Source organism: Enterococcus sp. AMC1251, assembly GCF_058216535.1.
On record NZ_CM177098.1, the window covers coordinates 2,400,451 to 2,418,077 of the forward strand.

Annotated in this window: 16 protein-coding genes; 3 read left to right on the forward strand and 13 right to left on the reverse strand. The window is 36.2% G+C overall.

Annotation, left to right across the window (positions count from 1 at the left end):
- Positions 1-32: 32 nt before the first annotated feature.
- The 5 genes from AC4BBR_RS11300 to AC4BBR_RS11320 all read right to left on the reverse strand — a co-directional run bounded on the left by AC4BBR_RS11300 (position 33) and on the right by AC4BBR_RS11320 (position 5,703).
- Positions 33-1,817, reverse strand: coding sequence for an ABC transporter ATP-binding protein (locus AC4BBR_RS11300; protein ID WP_490459639.1), 1,785 nt, complete (start codon positions 1,815-1,817; stop codon positions 33-35).
- Positions 1,817-3,568: an ABC transporter ATP-binding protein gene (locus AC4BBR_RS11305; RefSeq protein WP_490459640.1), complete on the reverse strand. Its 1,752-nt coding sequence runs from the start codon at positions 3,566-3,568 to the stop codon at positions 1,817-1,819. The genes AC4BBR_RS11300 and AC4BBR_RS11305 overlap by 1 nt, the downstream gene beginning before the upstream one ends.
- 162 nt (positions 3,569-3,730) lie before the next feature.
- On the reverse strand, positions 3,731-3,952 hold the full coding sequence (locus tag AC4BBR_RS11310; RefSeq protein WP_010760812.1) for a YneF family protein: 222 nt from the start codon (positions 3,950-3,952) through the stop codon (positions 3,731-3,733).
- A gap of 227 nt (positions 3,953-4,179) precedes the next feature.
- Positions 4,180-5,073, reverse strand: a complete 894-nt coding sequence (locus tag AC4BBR_RS11315; protein ID WP_490459641.1) for a deoxyribonuclease IV — start codon at positions 5,071-5,073, stop codon at positions 4,180-4,182.
- A 177-nt stretch (positions 5,074-5,250) separates the two neighbouring features.
- On the reverse strand, positions 5,251-5,703 hold the full coding sequence (locus AC4BBR_RS11320; protein ID WP_490459642.1) for a DUF1801 domain-containing protein: 453 nt from the start codon (positions 5,701-5,703) through the stop codon (positions 5,251-5,253).
- A gap of 235 nt (positions 5,704-5,938) precedes the next feature.
- Between AC4BBR_RS11320 and AC4BBR_RS11325 the strand changes: the two genes are divergently transcribed.
- On the forward strand, positions 5,939-6,280 hold the full coding sequence (locus tag AC4BBR_RS11325) for an iron chaperone (RefSeq protein ID WP_490459643.1): 342 nt from the start codon (positions 5,939-5,941) through the stop codon (positions 6,278-6,280).
- Positions 6,281-6,430: 150 nt separating this feature from the next.
- Positions 6,431-8,887 carry a transglycosylase domain-containing protein gene (locus AC4BBR_RS11330; RefSeq protein WP_490459644.1) on the forward strand — a complete coding sequence of 819 codons (2,457 nt, stop codon included), beginning with the start codon at positions 6,431-6,433 and terminating at the stop codon, positions 8,885-8,887.
- Between the two features lie 48 nt (positions 8,888-8,935).
- Here the strand turns inward: AC4BBR_RS11330 and ccpA are convergent, their stop codons facing one another.
- On the reverse strand, positions 8,936-9,937 hold the full coding sequence (gene ccpA, locus AC4BBR_RS11335; RefSeq protein WP_490459645.1) for a catabolite control protein A: 1,002 nt from the start codon (positions 9,935-9,937) through the stop codon (positions 8,936-8,938).
- 216 nt (positions 9,938-10,153) lie between these two features.
- Between ccpA and AC4BBR_RS11340 the strand changes: the two genes are divergently transcribed.
- Complete coding sequence (locus AC4BBR_RS11340; protein ID WP_490459646.1) at positions 10,154-11,254, forward strand: aminopeptidase P family protein; 1,101 nt, start codon at positions 10,154-10,156, stop codon at positions 11,252-11,254.
- A 52-nt stretch (positions 11,255-11,306) separates the two neighbouring features.
- Here AC4BBR_RS11340 and AC4BBR_RS11345 read toward each other — a convergent pair whose 3' ends face one another.
- From AC4BBR_RS11345 to AC4BBR_RS11375, 7 genes are all read right to left on the reverse strand, one after another.
- Positions 11,307-11,897, reverse strand: a complete 591-nt coding sequence (locus AC4BBR_RS11345; protein WP_490459647.1) for a YtxH domain-containing protein — start codon at positions 11,895-11,897, stop codon at positions 11,307-11,309.
- An 18-nt stretch (positions 11,898-11,915) separates the two neighbouring features.
- A complete protein-coding gene (locus AC4BBR_RS11350; RefSeq protein WP_490459648.1) occupies positions 11,916-12,359 on the reverse strand; it encodes a DUF948 domain-containing protein in 444 nt (147 codons plus the stop codon).
- Between the two features lie 275 nt (positions 12,360-12,634).
- Positions 12,635-13,531, reverse strand: coding sequence for a UTP--glucose-1-phosphate uridylyltransferase GalU (gene galU / locus AC4BBR_RS11355; RefSeq protein ID WP_490459649.1), 897 nt, complete (start codon positions 13,529-13,531; stop codon positions 12,635-12,637).
- 19 nt (positions 13,532-13,550) lie between these two features.
- A complete protein-coding gene (locus AC4BBR_RS11360; protein WP_490459650.1) occupies positions 13,551-14,567 on the reverse strand; it encodes an NAD(P)H-dependent glycerol-3-phosphate dehydrogenase in 1,017 nt (338 codons plus the stop codon).
- Positions 14,568-14,918: 351 nt separating this feature from the next.
- Positions 14,919-15,749 (reverse strand): prolipoprotein diacylglyceryl transferase, encoded by an 831-nt coding sequence (lgt, locus tag AC4BBR_RS11365; RefSeq protein WP_490459651.1) that lies wholly within the window; start codon positions 15,747-15,749, stop codon positions 14,919-14,921.
- Between the two features lie 120 nt (positions 15,750-15,869).
- Complete coding sequence (gene hprK / locus AC4BBR_RS11370) at positions 15,870-16,808, reverse strand: HPr(Ser) kinase/phosphatase (RefSeq protein ID WP_490462114.1); 939 nt, start codon at positions 16,806-16,808, stop codon at positions 15,870-15,872.
- 485 nt (positions 16,809-17,293) lie between these two features.
- A complete protein-coding gene (locus AC4BBR_RS11375; RefSeq protein ID WP_490459652.1) occupies positions 17,294-17,521 on the reverse strand; it encodes a hypothetical protein in 228 nt (75 codons plus the stop codon).
- Between the last annotated feature and the right edge of the window lie 106 nt (positions 17,522-17,627).

The following is a 17,627-nucleotide window of genomic DNA, read 5'->3' on the forward strand; positions in this document are numbered from 1 at the left end:
AAAGCATCTACTACGCTTCTGTCTCAAATTTTTTATCCTTCACTATTTTGTAATTTATACATATCAGCATACAAACCATTTTGCGCTAATAAATGTTCATGATTACCACGTTCAACGATCCGCCCTTTATCCAATACTAAAATCAGATTAGCATCACGAATAGTAGACAGACGGTGAGCGATCGCAATCGTTGTTCTACCTTGACGCATATTCGCTAAACCTTCTTGGATCAGCCCTTCTGTCTCAGTATCGATATTTGCGGTTGCTTCATCCAGCACAAGAATTTTCGGATCTGCCACAATTGTTCTAGCAAATGAAATCAACTGACGCTGACCGCTTGAATAACTTGCACCTCGTTCGATCACTTTGGCATGGTATTTTTGGGGTAAGGTTTCAATAAATTTATCTGCTTGAACAAATTCGGCTGCGGATTTGATTTGTTCATCCGTGATTTCTGGATTCAACATCCGAATATTCCCAGCGATATCGCCATAAAACATAAACGCATCTTGTAAAACCAACCCTAATTTTTTTCTTAATTCTGGTAATGGATAATCCCGAATATCACGGTCATCGATCAAAATTTCGCCTTCATAAAACTCGTAAAAACGCATCAAAACATTAATGATCGAGCTCTTCCCACTACCTGTATGACCAATCAAAGCCACAGTTTCACCTGGATTGGCTATAAAACTGATATGATTCAAGACATTATTCTCACCATCATAAGAAAAACTAACATTACGAAATTCAATTTTCCCACGAATAATTTCTGCGTTAGCCCCAACATTTTGCTGTGGTGTCAATTCTTCGTTCTCAAAGATTTTCAAAATACGGCTACCTGCAACCATGCCATCTGTGAAGACACTTAAAAAGTCCATCATTTGCGTCATTGGATTAAAGAACGCTTGGACATAGGTAACAAAAGCATAAATCAACCCAACTTCTACCGGAGAATCTAAAGCATCATAACCAAACAAGGTTAAAGTCAATCCAATCGCTAGTGTATAAAGAAAATTAATGATCGGTCCTAAAAGCAATGAATTGGTCTTGATCATTGAAAAACGTGTCTGTAAATAATCGTTATTCGTTTCTTCAAATTCTTTTTCTAAACGATGCTCTTGTCTGAATTGTTGAATAATCTGCATGCCAGATATATATTCGTTTAACTTCGTATTCAACTGACTAAGTTTTTCACGCATACTTCTATAAACTCTCGAACTGAATTTCTGATAATACCAAATCACGATAAATAAAATAGGTAAGAAAATCAAGTTATACAACGCAATTTTCCCATTTATTTGAAACATCGCAATAAATGAAGATAGTACGGCGAAAATTCCTGTTAAAACCATTAAAAAGACATACCAGAATTCAAATAATGTTTCCGTGTCGTTGGTTACACGAGAAACGATGGAACCTGCTGGTGTTTGATCAAAATAACGCATACCTAATGTTTGTAGTTTTTCAAACAATTTCACACGAATATACTGATAGGTTTTCAGTGAAGCCGTTGAATATAAGAACCACTGGAAAAACCAGACGATACTTTTAACGATAACACCAAATAGATATAAACCAGCAAAAAAGAGAATCACTTGGTTAGAAGCTGTTTTCGGTGTTAGATAATCATCCATAAACGTTTGAATGATCCTTGGTAAAATAATATTGATAATTGACAGGACCAATGCAAACAAAATCGCTATTATAAACGTACGGCGAAACGGCCGCGCAAATTTTAACAAGCGTTTGACGATTAAGACTTGTTCTTTTAAGGGAACCGATTTTGTCCATTCTGATTCGTATTTTTCTTCCATTATGCTTCACTCCCTTCGATCTTCGCTTCTAATTGTTGTTTATCCCACATACGCTTATACCATCCAGCAAACCTTAATAGCTCTTGGTGTGTTCCACGTTCAACAATTTTTCCTTCATCTAATACAATGATTTCTTTTGCATGCATCACACTACTTAGTCGATGTGCCGCAATGATCGTTGTTTTTTCTTTTCTTGCTTCTTTTAAATTAGAAAGAATTGCTTCTTCCGTTTTAGCATCAACAGCTGATAAAGCATCATCTAAAATCAATAATTCAGGATCAACGATCAATGCTCTAGCAATTGAAATCCGTTGTTTTTGACCACCGGATAAAGAAACACCACGTTCTCCCACCAACGTATCATAGCCTTTAGGAAACGCTTTGATCTCATTATTAATAAACGCCATCTCAGCTGCTTGTTCTACTTCCGCTTCGGTAAAATCAGGATTAGCAAAACGAATATTATCCCGTACTGTCATTGAAAATAGAAAATGATCTTGAGGAACATAGCCCATTGAATTCATTAAAGCATCCAATGAATATTCTTTGATATCTTGACCACCAAATGTCACACAACCTTGATAACGATCATATTCACGCATCAATAATTTTAAAATCGTCGTTTTCCCAGCTCCCGTTTTCCCAACGATTCCTACTGTTTCTCCTACACCAACGGTAAATTTGATTTGTTCCAAGGTTGCGTTGTCATCTTTTGGATAGGTAAACTGAGCAATTTCCATCGATAACCGACCTTTAGCGGGGGATTGGATCGCATCTTTTTTCTCAATAATATGTGTTTTTTCATGGAGTAACTCATTCACCCGATCATAACTTGCATTGCCCCGCTCCAATACATTAAACAAACGGCCAATCGCAAACATCGGCCAAACAAGCATCCCAATATAGCTTATAAATGAGATCAACTGCCCGATCGTGATTGTGCCTTCCATAATAAAACGTCCACCCATAATGATTGTCAGAACATAGGAAATCCCAATAATCAACGTAATAAATGGATCAAATAACGCGTCCAGAAAGTTTACTCGTTTGTTTTTGACGATGGCATCCTCAATTTTCTCTGTAAAATCTTGAATATCTTCTTTTTCTTGTCCAAAGGTTTTGATGACTTTTATACCGGTGATACTCTCTTGGGTTTTATCATTGATCGTAGAAAATGCTGCTTGTGAATCACGGAAAGCATCGTGTAATTTGGACCCTAGAACTCTCGATGTTACAGCTAATAACGGTAACGGAATCAACGCAATCAATGTTAAACGCCAATCCACGAATAAAACCATGGCAATAATCGTCGCGCCCCCTGTGATCAATGAATCCGCAAAAGTTAGAATTCCTGATCCAGCAACATTTTGAATGGCGTTTAAATCATTCGTTGCATGCGCCATCAAATCACCCGTTCGATACTTTTGATAAAACACACTATCCATTCTTGTGAAATGATGGAATAACTGACGTCTTAAATCTTTTTCCAGCTTCGCTGCACTTCCCCAAATATGTGTCCGCCAAATATAACGAAAAATATATTGTGCTAAAGCTGCCACTAATAGAATACTGACCCAAAACAAAATAGGTTTAATTGCCAGATTTTTATCCGCAATTTTATCAACAACAATCCCAATAACTTTTGGTGGAACTAACTGCACAAGCGCCACCATAACCAATGAAAATACCCCAATAAAATAGCTCTTTTTCTCTTTCTTGAAAAACCACCCTAATTTTTTAAATATAGACATGTACATTCTCCTTTTCAAAATTGACTACTCTGCGCTCACATCTTTCATTTGTTGTTTGTCCATCTCCACACAACTCCTTTCATTTACTAAAAATAAGTGCAAAAAAACGGACCAAAAAATCGGCCCGTTGTGCGCTTGAAATCTGTTTAACAATGAAAAACCTTATTTGTCTCCTTGATTCTTCATTTGTTGCATCATTTGACGAATCTTCTTCTCAGAAGGCTTTTGTCCCATAGACATCATCATCATTCGTAACATTTCCTCATTAACGGGAGGATTCTTTTTAAAATAATCTTGCATATATTTGCGCGCAAGGAAAAATCCACCTGCTGCACCTGCTAATAAAGCGATAATCGCGATCAATACTACTAAACCTGTTGACATATAAATCTCTCCTTTCTATTTAGAAAAGCTAGACAAGAACTTCTGCGAGTTTGTGATGCAGTCACTATTCTTATCAAACTTACTATTTCTCATTTTTAATGGGGTATTTAGCCCTATTTCAATAAATTGCTCTCAAGAAATCATTTTACTAGAAACAGACCAAAAAGAAAAGGTCTTTTGTCATATTCTTCACAAGAAATTTACGAAAGATCCTTTCGTTTCTGTTCTTATTGTTGCGCTTCTATTTTTTCCAATAAATCTGGGTCGAACTTTTGTGATTTTAACATGGCAATTTCATAGCCATAAGGTGCTTTGCTCGTCTTCTTATCAGCACCTACATAAGGTGTTTCTAAAATTTTAGGTAGTTCTTTCAATTTTTTATGATGAACCACTTTATTTAATGCATCAAAACCAATCGTACCAAAACCAATATTGGCATGGCGGTCTTTATGAGAGCCCATCGGATTTTTAGAATCATTAACATGGACTACCTTCAAACGATCTAATCCAATGATTTTATCAAATTCTTCCAGTACACCGTCAAAATCGTCTTTTACGTTATAACCAGCATCATTAATATGGCAAGTATCCATTGTGACAGATAGCTTTTCATTTAGCTTAACACCTTCAATAATCGTTGCTAACTCTTCAAACGTACGACCTAATTCCGTGCCTTTACCTGCCATTGTTTCAAGCGCAATTTGCGGCACTTGCTCTTTCCATAAAACTTCATCAAGACCTTTTATGATTTGTTTTAATCCTGCCTCCACACCAGCACCTACATGAGCACCTGGATGAAGAGTGATTTGCGTTGCACCTAGTGCATGAGCACGCTCAATTTCCTGACGTAAAAAGGAAGTAGCAAAACCAAAATTTTCTAATTTGATCGTATTACCTAAATTAATAATATAAGGTGCATGCACAACGATATTGCTTAAATGATGCTCAGCCATAAATGTTTGACCTGCTTCAATATTCATCTCTTCAATTGGTTTACGTCTTGTGTTTTGAGGCGCCCCAGTATAAATCATAAACGTCGTTGCTTCATAACTCGCAGCCTCTTCCGCTGAACCTAGTAACATTTTTTTACCACTCATACTAACATGTGAACCTAATAACATAATGATCCTCCTAATTTTAAAAGCTGAACAAGCTGGTTTAGTCTCAACTGAAAAACTAGCTCACTTTTGAATTACCTACCTATATATTCACAAAACTTCTGCTAAATTCTATATCCTTTAAAAGAGTACGTGAAACTATCAGAAAAAACAATCTTTTTGCTTATAAAAAAGCTGTGTCTACTTCTTGTTGTTCTCTGCAAAACGAGTATAACTACCAATCCATTCTTCCATCGAAATTTTACCAACTAATTCCCCAATTAGTTCATAAGGAATATTTTTCGGATTACTGAACCGAATACAACTTTTCCCCATATTCAACTTTGTTGGAACTCCTTTTTGATATTCTTCTTGAAACCATGCTAACAATTCTTTATTTCCCATAATGCCCATATGATATAAGGATAAGTGCTTTTTCTGAGCAGCTAAACTGATAAACGGCAATGGTTCATTTTTTCTACCTAGATAGCCCTGCTTAAAGAAACTCAAAGGAACAACATAGGTAGGCATCCCATATTGCATTCGCAAAATGAAGCCTTCAGGTATATTTTCAGCAATACCTTTTGCTAACCGCTGATAAGAATCTTGCCATTTCCCATCGATATTCTCTACATATTTTTGTATTTCTTCCACAAAAACCCTCCATATCTTGCCTAGCTTAACTTATAGTCAGATGCTAATTTATCAACTATGTCTCTTACTTTTTATGGTTTTCAGCCTTCCAGCCTGTTTCAGGATATACTGCTATTTTACCACAAAACAGCTCCTTCTATTACTCTCCATATTTTTTTCCAAATTAAAAAATCTATCCCTCATTACATCATGGTATACTAAATATATTAATTAAATAAGAAAGTAAGGATTTATTATGACTATCATTGAAGATTATATCGCAAATACTCCAGAAGATCGCCAAACTAAACTACAGCAACTGTATACTACAATCAAACAACTTATCCCTGAAGCAACAGAAAAAATGTCTTATGGAATGCCAACCTTCTACGAAAATGGTAACTTAGTTCATTTTGCTAATGCTAAAAATCATATTGGATTCTATCCCGCCCCAAGTGCCATCCAAATGTTCAAAGAAGAATTGAGTGCATTTAAAACAAGTAAAGGAGCTATCCAATTCCCTTTAGATCGCGAATTGCCACTAGAATTGATTAAAAAAATCGTACTATTTAGATTAGAAGAAAATAAAAAAAAGTAGAAACTGGAAAAAAGTTGCCACAATTTTATACAAATCAACTTACATTACATCTATCTTTATTATCGATTTATGTTAAGCTTTATTGATTAAGTACCTATAAATACCTTAACAACTGTTCATTATAGATTTTTTTTGCTATAATATCACGGAATGTATCATTATATTGAGGTGAAGCTTTTGGACAATCAGAATAATTCCCGTCAAACGGAACAACATTCTAATAAAGTACCAGAAAAGAAAAAAATTTTTTTAATTATAAATGTAGTGATCCGTGTACTACAATCATTATTTGTTTTTGTAGTTATCATTTTACTGTTAGGCGGTGCTTTAGGTCTTGGGATCGGTATGGGTTACTTTGCTTTTCTAGTTGAAGACACACAACCACCAACTAAAGAAGAACTCCAAACAGAAATTAGTGATATCACTGAAGTTTCTAAAATGACGTATGCTGACGGTACCAATATCGCTATGATTAAATCTGATTTAGTTAGAACAAGAGTTGACGGAGAACACATTTCTCCTCTTTTGAAAAAAGCGATTATTTCTACTGAGGATGAATACTTTGAAGAACACAAAGGTGTAGTACCAAAAGCTGTAATTCGTGCTTTTGTTTCTGATGCAACAGGTTTGGGCGGATCTTCTGGAGGTTCAACATTAACACAGCAACTAGTAAAGCAACAAATACTAACAGATGAAACAACATTTAAACGAAAAGCCACTGAGATATTATTGGCTTTTCGCATCGAAAAGTATTTTTCAAAAGATGAAATTGTGACTACTTATTTAAATGTTTCACCATTTGGACGTAATAACAAAGGCGAAAACATCGCCGGTGTTGAAGAAGCAGCCAAAGGTCTTTTTGGTAAAAATGCCAATGATTTGACCCTTCCTCAAGCAGCTTTTATTGCTGGTCTTCCGCAAAGTCCGATCATTTATACACCTTATAGCAATACAGGCGCCTTGAAAGATGACGAAAATCTAGCTTATGGAATGAAACGAAAAGATTTTGTTTTATTCAGCATGTATCGTGAAAAAGCTATCAGCAAAGAAGAATACGAAGCGGCAAAAAATTATGATTTAAAACAAGATTTCCAGCCACAACAAGAATCAAATCAAAACACTGAAGGCTATCTGTACAATGCGGTATTGGAGCAAGCCGCCAATACTGTGATGGATGTTAACATAGAGAAGGCTGGAATAAAAAAGGAAAACCTAGACGAACTAGGACTTTCTCAATACAAAGATCAAGCACGAAAAGAAATCCAAAATCGTGGATACACAATCCAATCAACCATCGATCAAACAGTCTATGACACGATGCAAAATGCCGTAGCAAACTTTGGTTACATGCTGGATGACGGTTATGGCGCCGGATTGGTTGAGACTGGGAATGTTTTGATGGACAACAAAACAGGCAGAATCATTGGTTTTGTAGCTGGTCGTGATTTTAATGTCAGTCAAAGCAACCATGCATTAGATACAGTGAGACAAGTAGGTTCTACAATCAAGCCTATTTCGGTTTATGGACCTGCTATCGATCAAGGAATGATCGGATCAGAAAGTCGCTTAGCCAATTATCCTACCTCATACAGTCTTAACGGCGAGGAACTAACGAATGCAACCAATTCTGGAACAAATACATTTGACACTGTCCGTCATTCATTAGAATGGTCGTATAATATTCCAGTGTATCATCTAAATGAAGCCATGAAAGCGCAGATGGGCGATGATAATTTCTCTTACAATAACTATCTAAATAAGATGAATTACCCTGCTAGTGATGCTTGGGCTTATCAATCTGCTCCTCTAGGTTCTGTAGAAGCAACTGTTCTAACTCAAACGAATGGCTTTCAAACTTTGGCGAATAAAGGACAATATCAAAAAGGCTATATGATTGATAAGATTACAGACAATAGCGGAAAAGTTATTTATGAACATAAAGATGATCCGGTTCAAGTATACTCTGAAGCTACGGCTTCGATCATGAATGACATGATGCGTTCTGTCTTAGATTCCAAAATAACCACTCCATTCAAAAATATGATAAATGGACTCAATCCAGCCTTTGGAAATGTCGATTGGGTAGGTAAAACAGGAACAACGGATGCTTATAAAGATGCTTGGTTAGTTGTTTCAACTCCAACGATTACCTTAGGTTCTTGGACAGGTTACGATAACCCTACGGCAATGAGTCCTAATAGTGGGGATCAAAATAGTGCCTACTTAGCAAATCTAGCAAACGCAATCTATTCTGTTAGACCCGATCTATTCGGCGCTGGTGAAAAATTCACTCTCTCAAAAGATGTTATCAAATCAAAAGTATCAAGCTTTACAGGGGAAAAACCTGGTACTTTCGCCTATAATGGTGGAACTTATACAACCCCTGGACCAAATGTTGAATCTTTCTATGCAAAAGATGGCGCTCCAAAAAGCCAATATAAATTTGGTTATGGTGGATCAGATGCAAATTACAGTGCTTATTGGGGACGTTATGCTACATCTACTACCTATACCCCTCCCTCTTCTTCGGAGAAAAAAGAAGAAAAGAAAAAAGAGGATGACAAGAAAGAAACGAATACACCAACATCAAGTGGAAATAATAACTAAATAAGAAAAAAGAAGACGGATGACAAAAATCATCCGTCTTCTTTTTTCTTATTTAGTTGAACCTTTTTGATCCATACCATATGGTAAAATAACAGTCTTATCTTCAATTTCTTCTTTATTCATTAATTTTGTCAAAAGACGCATTGCCACAGCACCAATATCATATAACGGTTGTGTCACGCTTGACAGACGTGGGCGAGAAACTTCTGTTAGTAGTGAGTTATTACTTGTAATGATTTCGAACTCTTCCGGCACTTTCACACCGGCATCAATCATCCCATCCAATAAACCAATTGCTAATTCATCGTCTGTCACGTAAGCAGCTGTTGCACCGCTATTGCGGATTCTTTCAGCTAATGAGATACCTGCTTTAAACTTATATTCAGCTTCAAAAATTAGCCCTTCATTATAAGATAAACCATTTTCAACTAGAGCTTCTTTATAACCTTTGATACGATTTTGGCCGTTAATAGGATCAATCAATGCACCACTGACAAAAGCAATCTTTTTATTGCCATTTTTAGCTAATAAATTTGTTGCATCTTTTGTTGCCTCTGTATAATCGATGTTTACACTACCTACTTGCTCATCAGGATCAATCGAACCAGCTAAAACAACTGGTGTTTTAGAACGAGAAAACTCGCCACGAATCTCATCAGTAATATGATGCCCCATAAAAATGATTCCATCAACTTGTTTCGCCAAAAGATTGTTTAATACATTCACTTCTTTTTGATCATTACTATCAGAGTTTGCCAAAATAATGTTGTATTTATACATTGTTGCAACATCATCAATTCCTCGGGCTAGAGAAGCAAAAAATATATTACTAACGTCAGGGATAATAACACCTACTGTTGTTGTTTTTTTACTTGCTAAACCACGGGCTACAGCATTAGGACGATAGTCTAAGCGGTCAATTACTTCTAACACTTTTTTCCGTGTAGCAGGCTTCACATTGGGATTGCCGTTAACTACACGAGATACAGTCGCCATGGATACATTTGCTTCACGTGCAACATCATAAATCGTAATTGTTTGTTTTTCCATGTTAATTCTCCTAAATATTTATAGTTTTTTCCATTTTCTGAAAACGCTGTTTACATTTCTCACTAAGAATAGCAGAGTTCTTTTATTATTGCAACCGTTTTATCACATTTTCATGAAAATTTACTTCACAACATTTCAAAAAGCACTCTGGCTGATTTCGTGGTATGATAATGATAAGTTTTACAGTAACCAGCTCTAAGAGAAAGAAGGATATCTATGAATCAAGAAAAAATGAATGATCTAAAAAAATGGATGGCTAGCCAAAATATTGAACTTACTTATATTAGTGATCCTGGTCATATTGCCTATTTTTCTGGCTACAAAAGCGATCCTCACGAACGAGTTTTAGCTTTATTTATCTCCTTAAATCATGACCCTTTTTTATTTACTCCTGCGTTAGAAGTTGAAGATGCTGAAAAAAGTTCTTGGGCATATCCAGTTTATGGCTATCTCGATAGTGAAAACCCTTGGGAAATCATCGCCAAGTTAATCAAAAAAAATGGGAACCCGAGTAAGATTGCTACTGAAAAAGACTCCCTAACAGTTGCTCGTTTTGATATTTTAACTAATTATTTCCCAAGTAGTGATTTTTCGTTCAGCGTCACACCAGTTATTGAAAAGTTACAACTCTTAAAAACACCATCAGAAGTTTCAAAACTTATGGAAGCTGGAAATTGGGCAGATGTTGCTTTAGAGATTGGTTTCAAAGCGATTAAAGAACGTGCCAAAGAACAAGAAATACTGGCTGAAATTGAGTACCAACTAAAACGTCAAGGCATTCGTTCAATGAGCTTCGATACTTTAGTTCTGACTGGAAAAAATGCTGCGAGTCCACATGGTAATCCTGGCAATACTGCTATCGCTAAACAAGACTTTGTGTTATTCGACTTAGGCGTTGTTTATAATGGCTATTGCAGTGATGTTACGCGAACAGTTGCTTATAAAGAACCGAATGATTTTCAAAAAGAGATCTATTCAATCGTATTAGAAGCACAATTAAAAGCGATGGATGCGGTCAAACCAGGAATTACTGCTGGCGAATTAGATGATATTGCGCGTGGCGTTATCAGCAGTTATGGCTATGGAGATTATTTCAATCATCGTTTAGGTCACGGTATAGGCACTACCGTTCACGAATATCCTTCTCTAGTCACCGGAAATGATCTGATTATTGAAGAAGGTATGTGCTTCTCCATTGAACCGGGGATTTATATCCCAGAACAAGTCGGTGTGCGCATTGAAGATTGTTTACATGTAACTAAAGCTGGTTGTGAAGCTTTTACGAAAACACCAAAAGAATTAATGATCATCGACTAGAACTATAAAAAAACAAAGCCTGCATCCTGCTTAGAATGTGGGCTTTGTTTTTCTATTTCCCTCTACTATCTTCTACTGTTTCTTTAACAGCTTTCTTTGTATCATTTTTTGCTTCAGCTGCTTTTTCTGGAACATCCTTCGTCACTTCTTTTGCTTCTACAATACCTTCAGAAACTGTTTCTTTCGCCTTTTTCGCTGATTCTTTAACATCTATATAGATATCATCTGAAGTATCTTCTACAATATCGCCTAATTCATCGATTTGCTCATTTACATCGTAAGAAGTCTTTTTAAAACGATCTGATAAGTCATCCGTTTGCTTTTTAAATGACTCTAAAACTGTATCTGAAACGCCATGTGCTTTACCTAGTGAATCTTTCGTCTTATCTTTAACGTTTCCAGCTAAATCACCTGCTTGTTCTCCTAGCACACTCGCTTTCTCTTTAGCAATCGATGATAATTCAGAACCTTTTTGTAAAGCGTAATCTGTATAATCCGTTGCTTTATCTTTAAAATCATCTGCTTGATCCGCTAAATCTTCACGTAATTCTTTACCAGATTTTGGTGCTAATAAAAGTGCCGCAACTGCCGCAGCTGTTCCACCAATAATTGCTCCTAAAAAAAATCCACCTTTTTTCGCCATGTTTATTCCTCCATTATTTTATTTAATTGTTTCACTAGTTTTTGATGATTTTTTTGAGCGAAAAGCTCTAAAAGCCGCTCCACCTACTTTACTGACAACGCCTGCCTTAGCAGTCGTCTTTCCAACTGCTCCAACTTTTCCAAGTAAATTTCTGCTAGAATAATTCAACTCGGATACACTTTCACTCAACTCTGCAACTGCCGCAAACAACGGATCGATCGTTGCTACTTTTTTATTGACATCATCTAACAATTCGTTACTTTTTACTAAAAGTCCCTCTACTTGTCTAGATAAAATATCTACATCTTGTGTCACGACCTCAATCGTTTTATTGGCTTCATCAACCGTGGTAGTAACTTTATCTACGGTTTTACTAATTTTCATCAATACTAAAACAATAAATACTACTAACACAGCAAACGCCACTGCAGCAATAATCGCTGCAACCTCTCCACCTGTCATCTTCTTGCTCCTCTCATCAATTATTCCATATTCTTAGAATAACACCAACTGGTTTTTTTCACAAATTATTCAGTTAACTTTGTTATCCTAATTATAACAATTTATAGCCTACGTCTCTAGATTAACTTTATAGAAAGAAAGTCAAGACAAATACGTTTATTTCCGAAGGAGTAGTTTTTTCTCACCATTTATTCAAATTTAGTGCCCGAAACAAAACTGATTTTCAATTTTGTTTCGGGCTACTTAAAATGAGAAGATCCTATAAAATATTCAATTTATTTCTTTTTAAGTGTATCTTCTTTAGTAAGTTCAGCACCTAATTCAATAATATATTCACGTAGATTATCTTTCACTTCTGGATGAATTAAGCCGTATTCAATACTCGTTTTCATAAAACCAAACTTATCACCTACATCATAACGTTTGCCCTTGAATTCTCTGGCAAATACGCGTTGCGTTTTATTCAATGTATCGATGGCATCTGTTAATTGGATTTCACCACCAGCTCCTGGTTTTTGTGATTCCAATACGTGGAAAATTTCTGGTGTTAACAAATAACGACCGATAATCGCTAAGTCACTGGGTGCTTCTTCTGGTGTTGGTTTTTCAACAAAATTATTTACGTTATACAATCCTTTAGAAACTTCAGCCTCTGGATTAATAATTCCGTATTTTGATGTTTCTTCATGAGGAACCTTCATTACAGCGATCGTTGATGCATGTGTTTCATCATAATCATTCATCAATTGTTTTGACAACGGAATTCTGTCTTCCATGATATCATCACCGAGCATGACAACAAAAGGTTCATTACCAACAAATGCTTTTGCTTGTAACACAGCATGCCCCAATCCTTTTGGATGAGACTGACGAATAAAGTGAAGATTAACATCCGTTGTTTCTTCTACTAATTTTAATAAATCAGTTTTGTGTTTCTCACGAAGATTACTTTCTAATTCAAAGTTTGCATCAAAATGGTCTTCGATTGGACGTTTTGCTTTCCCTGTAACAATCAAAATATCTTCGATTCCTGATGCTAATGCTTCTTCCACGATAAATTGAATCGTTGGTTTATCTACAATCGGCAACATTTCTTTTGCCATTGCTTTTGTTGCTGGTAAAAATCTTGTGCCCAGTCCAGCTGCTGGAATAACTGCTTTTTTTACTTTCATGCCAATTGGCCTCCTAAAGTTATATAGAGAATTCATTCTCTGTTTTACCATCACGTAGCATAATCTCTTTTGCCGCTTTTTTTACATCTTGACCTTCATATAATACCTTATATATTGCTTCTGTGATTGGCATGTCAACACCTAACTGCTGAGATAGTTCATATGCCGCTTTCGTTGTTGAGACACCTTCTACGATCATGCCCATATTTTCAAGAACTTCATCTAAACTATGACCTTTTCCTAGGAGATTTCCAGCTCGCCAATTGCGTGAGTGAACACTCGTACATGTAACGATCAAATCACCCACTCCACTCAAACCGATAAAGGTTAAAGGGTTTGCCCCCATTGCCACACCTAATCGACTGATTTCAGCTAAACCACGTGTCATAATCGCAGCTTTCGCATCATCGCCAAAACCTAATCCATGGATTGCCCCTGCTCCTAAAGCAATGATGTTTTTCAACGCAGCGCCCGTTTCAACACCAATTACATCATCATTTGTATAAATTCTAAAATAATCATTCATAAACAAAACTTGGACATAAGTTGCCAGTGCTAAATCTTCACTTGCCGCAGTAATCGTTGTAATATCATGAACAGCCACTTCTTCTGCATGACTCGGACCAGATAAAACAACCACACCACTTCTTTTTTCAACTGGAATTTCCTCCATCAAAATTTCAGATATTCGTTTATGACTGCCTTGCTCCAATCCTTTGCTAGCATGAATAATCAATGGTTGATTTGTACATTTTTCTGTAAATTCTTGTGCCACCGCTCGAATTGCTTTCGTCGGAACAACAAACAAGACTGCATCGGCATCTTGAATACATTCTTCTAATGACCTCTTCCCTTGAATCGATTCTGGGATAACCAGATCAGGCAAATAATGATGATTCGTATGGTGCATGTTGATTTCATCAATTTGTGCTTTATTATGTCCCCACAGACGAACCTCATGACCATTTTCTGCTAAAACCTGTGCCAATGCAGTTCCCCATGAACCTGGACCTAAAACAGCAACTTTTTGTTTCATTGGTGAAAATCTCCTTTCAAAATAAGAAAAGCTGAACGAACTCGACCAGCTTTGGCAGAAAGATAGGAAAACTAACTGAGTCGCTCTTTGGCTCCTTCAAGTTTTATCTTCTTTAAGAAAAGCTAGTTTGTGAGGCTAGATCATAGAAAAGCTGAACGAATCGTTTAGCTCTCACAGAAAATAGGAAAAACTAACTGAGTCGCTTTTTGACTCATTTAGTTTTTATCTTTTTTCCGAAACCCTATTCACTATTCAACTTCTTATTTCTTTAAATAACTAAATTAAACGACTAATTTTATAACTTTCATACCCATCTAACATTTTACCATAGCTTAGCTGGAATAGGCAGTTCTAAACGACCTTTTTTACAGTTCCTTTGTCGCGGTCATAAAATTTTACTGTTCCTGTTTTACGACGAATGATCACGAGCACGATTGCTCCGAAAAATAACACAAGAGAAACGAGTTGCGAAACTCGAATACTTCCAAATGCATATAAACTATCTGTTCGCATTCCTTCAATAAAGAAGCGTCCGAAAGAATACCAAATAATATAGCCTAAAAAGACTTCGCCTTCTTTTAGGAAATTTTTCTTTTTCCTTAAAATAATCAATACAACAAACCCTAAAACATTCCAGAGAGATTCATATAAAAATGTTGGCTGGTGATACGTTCCCTCAATATTCATATTATCGATAATAAATTTTGGTAAATGTAAACCTTCTAAAAAAGTCCGTGTTGTGGCTGGACCATATGCTTCATGATTCATAAAATTGCCCCAGCGTCCAATTGCTTGTGCCAAAATAACACTTGGCGCTGCGATATCTAAAAATGTCCAAGTCGAAATAAAACGATGTCTTGTAAAGAAAAACAATGCAAGTCCTCCACCAATCAAACCACCATAAATTGCCAGACCACCGTTTCTAGTCAAAATAATCTCAATTGGATTATCGACATAATCTTGCCACTGAAAAATGACATAGTACAAACGGGCACCAATAATTGCACTCGGTAATCCCCACAACATAAAGTCAATTACGTCATCTTCTTTCAAACCGACGCGTACAGCTTCCCTACTACTAAGCCAAACAGCTAAAACGATCCCTGAAACAATAATAACTGCATACCAGTAAACAGATATTCCAAAAAGATTAAACGCAACTGGATTTACTTGTCCTAACATTTGGCTTCCTCCTAAATTTAAAATATAGCGGGCTCGTTTAGCTCTGACAGAAAAATTGATTAAAACGTTCTTTGGCTCATTTCATTTTTATCTTTTTTCCGAAGAACTAGCCCCGCACAGTTAGATATTACCAGAATTTTCCTCAATCAAACGAGTCAATCGTTCTTCAAATGATTTCGTAGCATCATACCCCATCGTTTTTGCACGGAAATTCATCGCAGCTACTTCAATAATGATCGCTACATTCCGCCCAGTTTTCACAGGAATACGAATTTGCGGCACATCAACATTCGCAATTTCTACCATTGCATCATCTGATCCTAAACGGTCATATTTTTTATCTTTTTCCCATGCTTCTAAGTAAACAACAAGTTGGACCTGCATAAAACCGCGTACAGCACTTGCGCCGAATAAATTCATTACGTCGATAATCCCAATCCCACGAATCTCGATCAGATGCTGTAAAATTTTAGGCGGTTCACCAACAACTGTTAATTCATCTTGCTGATAAACATCTACTCTGTCATCTGCGATCAATCGATGACCTCGCTTGATTAACTCTAACGCTGTCTCACTTTTACCGATACCACTATCGCCTTGAATCAAGACACCCAGTCCATAAACGTCGACTAAAACACCATGTACGCTCGTTCTTGCTGCTAAACGACTGTCAAGATAGCTCGATAACTCTCCTAACAATCTAGATGTAGAAATCGGCGAGCGTAAAACGGCTAAGCCTTTTTCTTTCGCTGCCTGCACCATTTCCTCAGGTGCTTCTAATCCTCTAGAGATAATAAAAGCCGGCGTATCCTTCTCACATAAACGACGCATCACCATCAAACGTTCTTCCGGTATCATTCGTTCAGAAAATGTAATCTCCTTACTACCGAATAACTGCAAGCGATTATGAGGATAATAATTAAAGTAACCTGTCAATTCCAGTCCAGGACGGGAAATATCTCCTGTTGTGATTTCTCTATTTAAACTTTCTTCATCGCCATAAACGACTTCTAAAGAAAGCTTTTCTACCAGTTGATGAATTTTTACAACTTCTTCCATCTTTATCATTCATTCCTTTCCAGTTCTCTACTCGTTCCATTTTATCATTTCAGGTGGGAAGTTTCTAGCTATTAGGAAGATGTCAGGGGTTTTATTTGATTTTCTTTATATCTGATTATTTATTTTGACTAAAGAAACATTATAAAAATACAGCTTTGTTAAAGTCTAAATGTAATTATCTGTTCTTTCAATTTTTCGATAGTAATATGCTTCACTCAATGATTCTATGTTATTTTTTTCATTCAAAAAAATAAAAAAAGGGACTGACGTACCACTCTCATCAGTCATCAAGCCTAAAATAAGCCAACTATTCTACTATTTAAATTATCAACACTTATGACTTATTGTCTAACTAGTTCTAACTTTTGTTCGTTGACAATTACAGCGTTCTCTTTTCCATTTGTTATATCAATCGTCCGAACATTATAATCAGTACCGTACACCGCTTCAACATGACCGAATCCTCCGTCATATAGAATAGCATCCTACCTTACATCAATATCAAACGGGGTTGAATCCTTATCTATTTCACCTTTTTTTATTTGATATTCACCATAGAAATAACCCATGTTCAATAAATCTTTCCATGCTTCAGTATCTCCTTCTGGTATTTCTTGGTTCAGCAAAGGACTATTTTGTACTGGAGTAACAGTTCCTTTCCTATCTACGGCTTCGGCAGCACTTGCAATTGACCCTACTAACAACAAACACATAACCGTTGCTAAAAAACAGCACAATTTTTTTTCATTTTTTATCCCTCCTATCTTATTTTATAAAAAATAGTTCATTTCGATAATCATCAACCCTCACTTTCTTTTT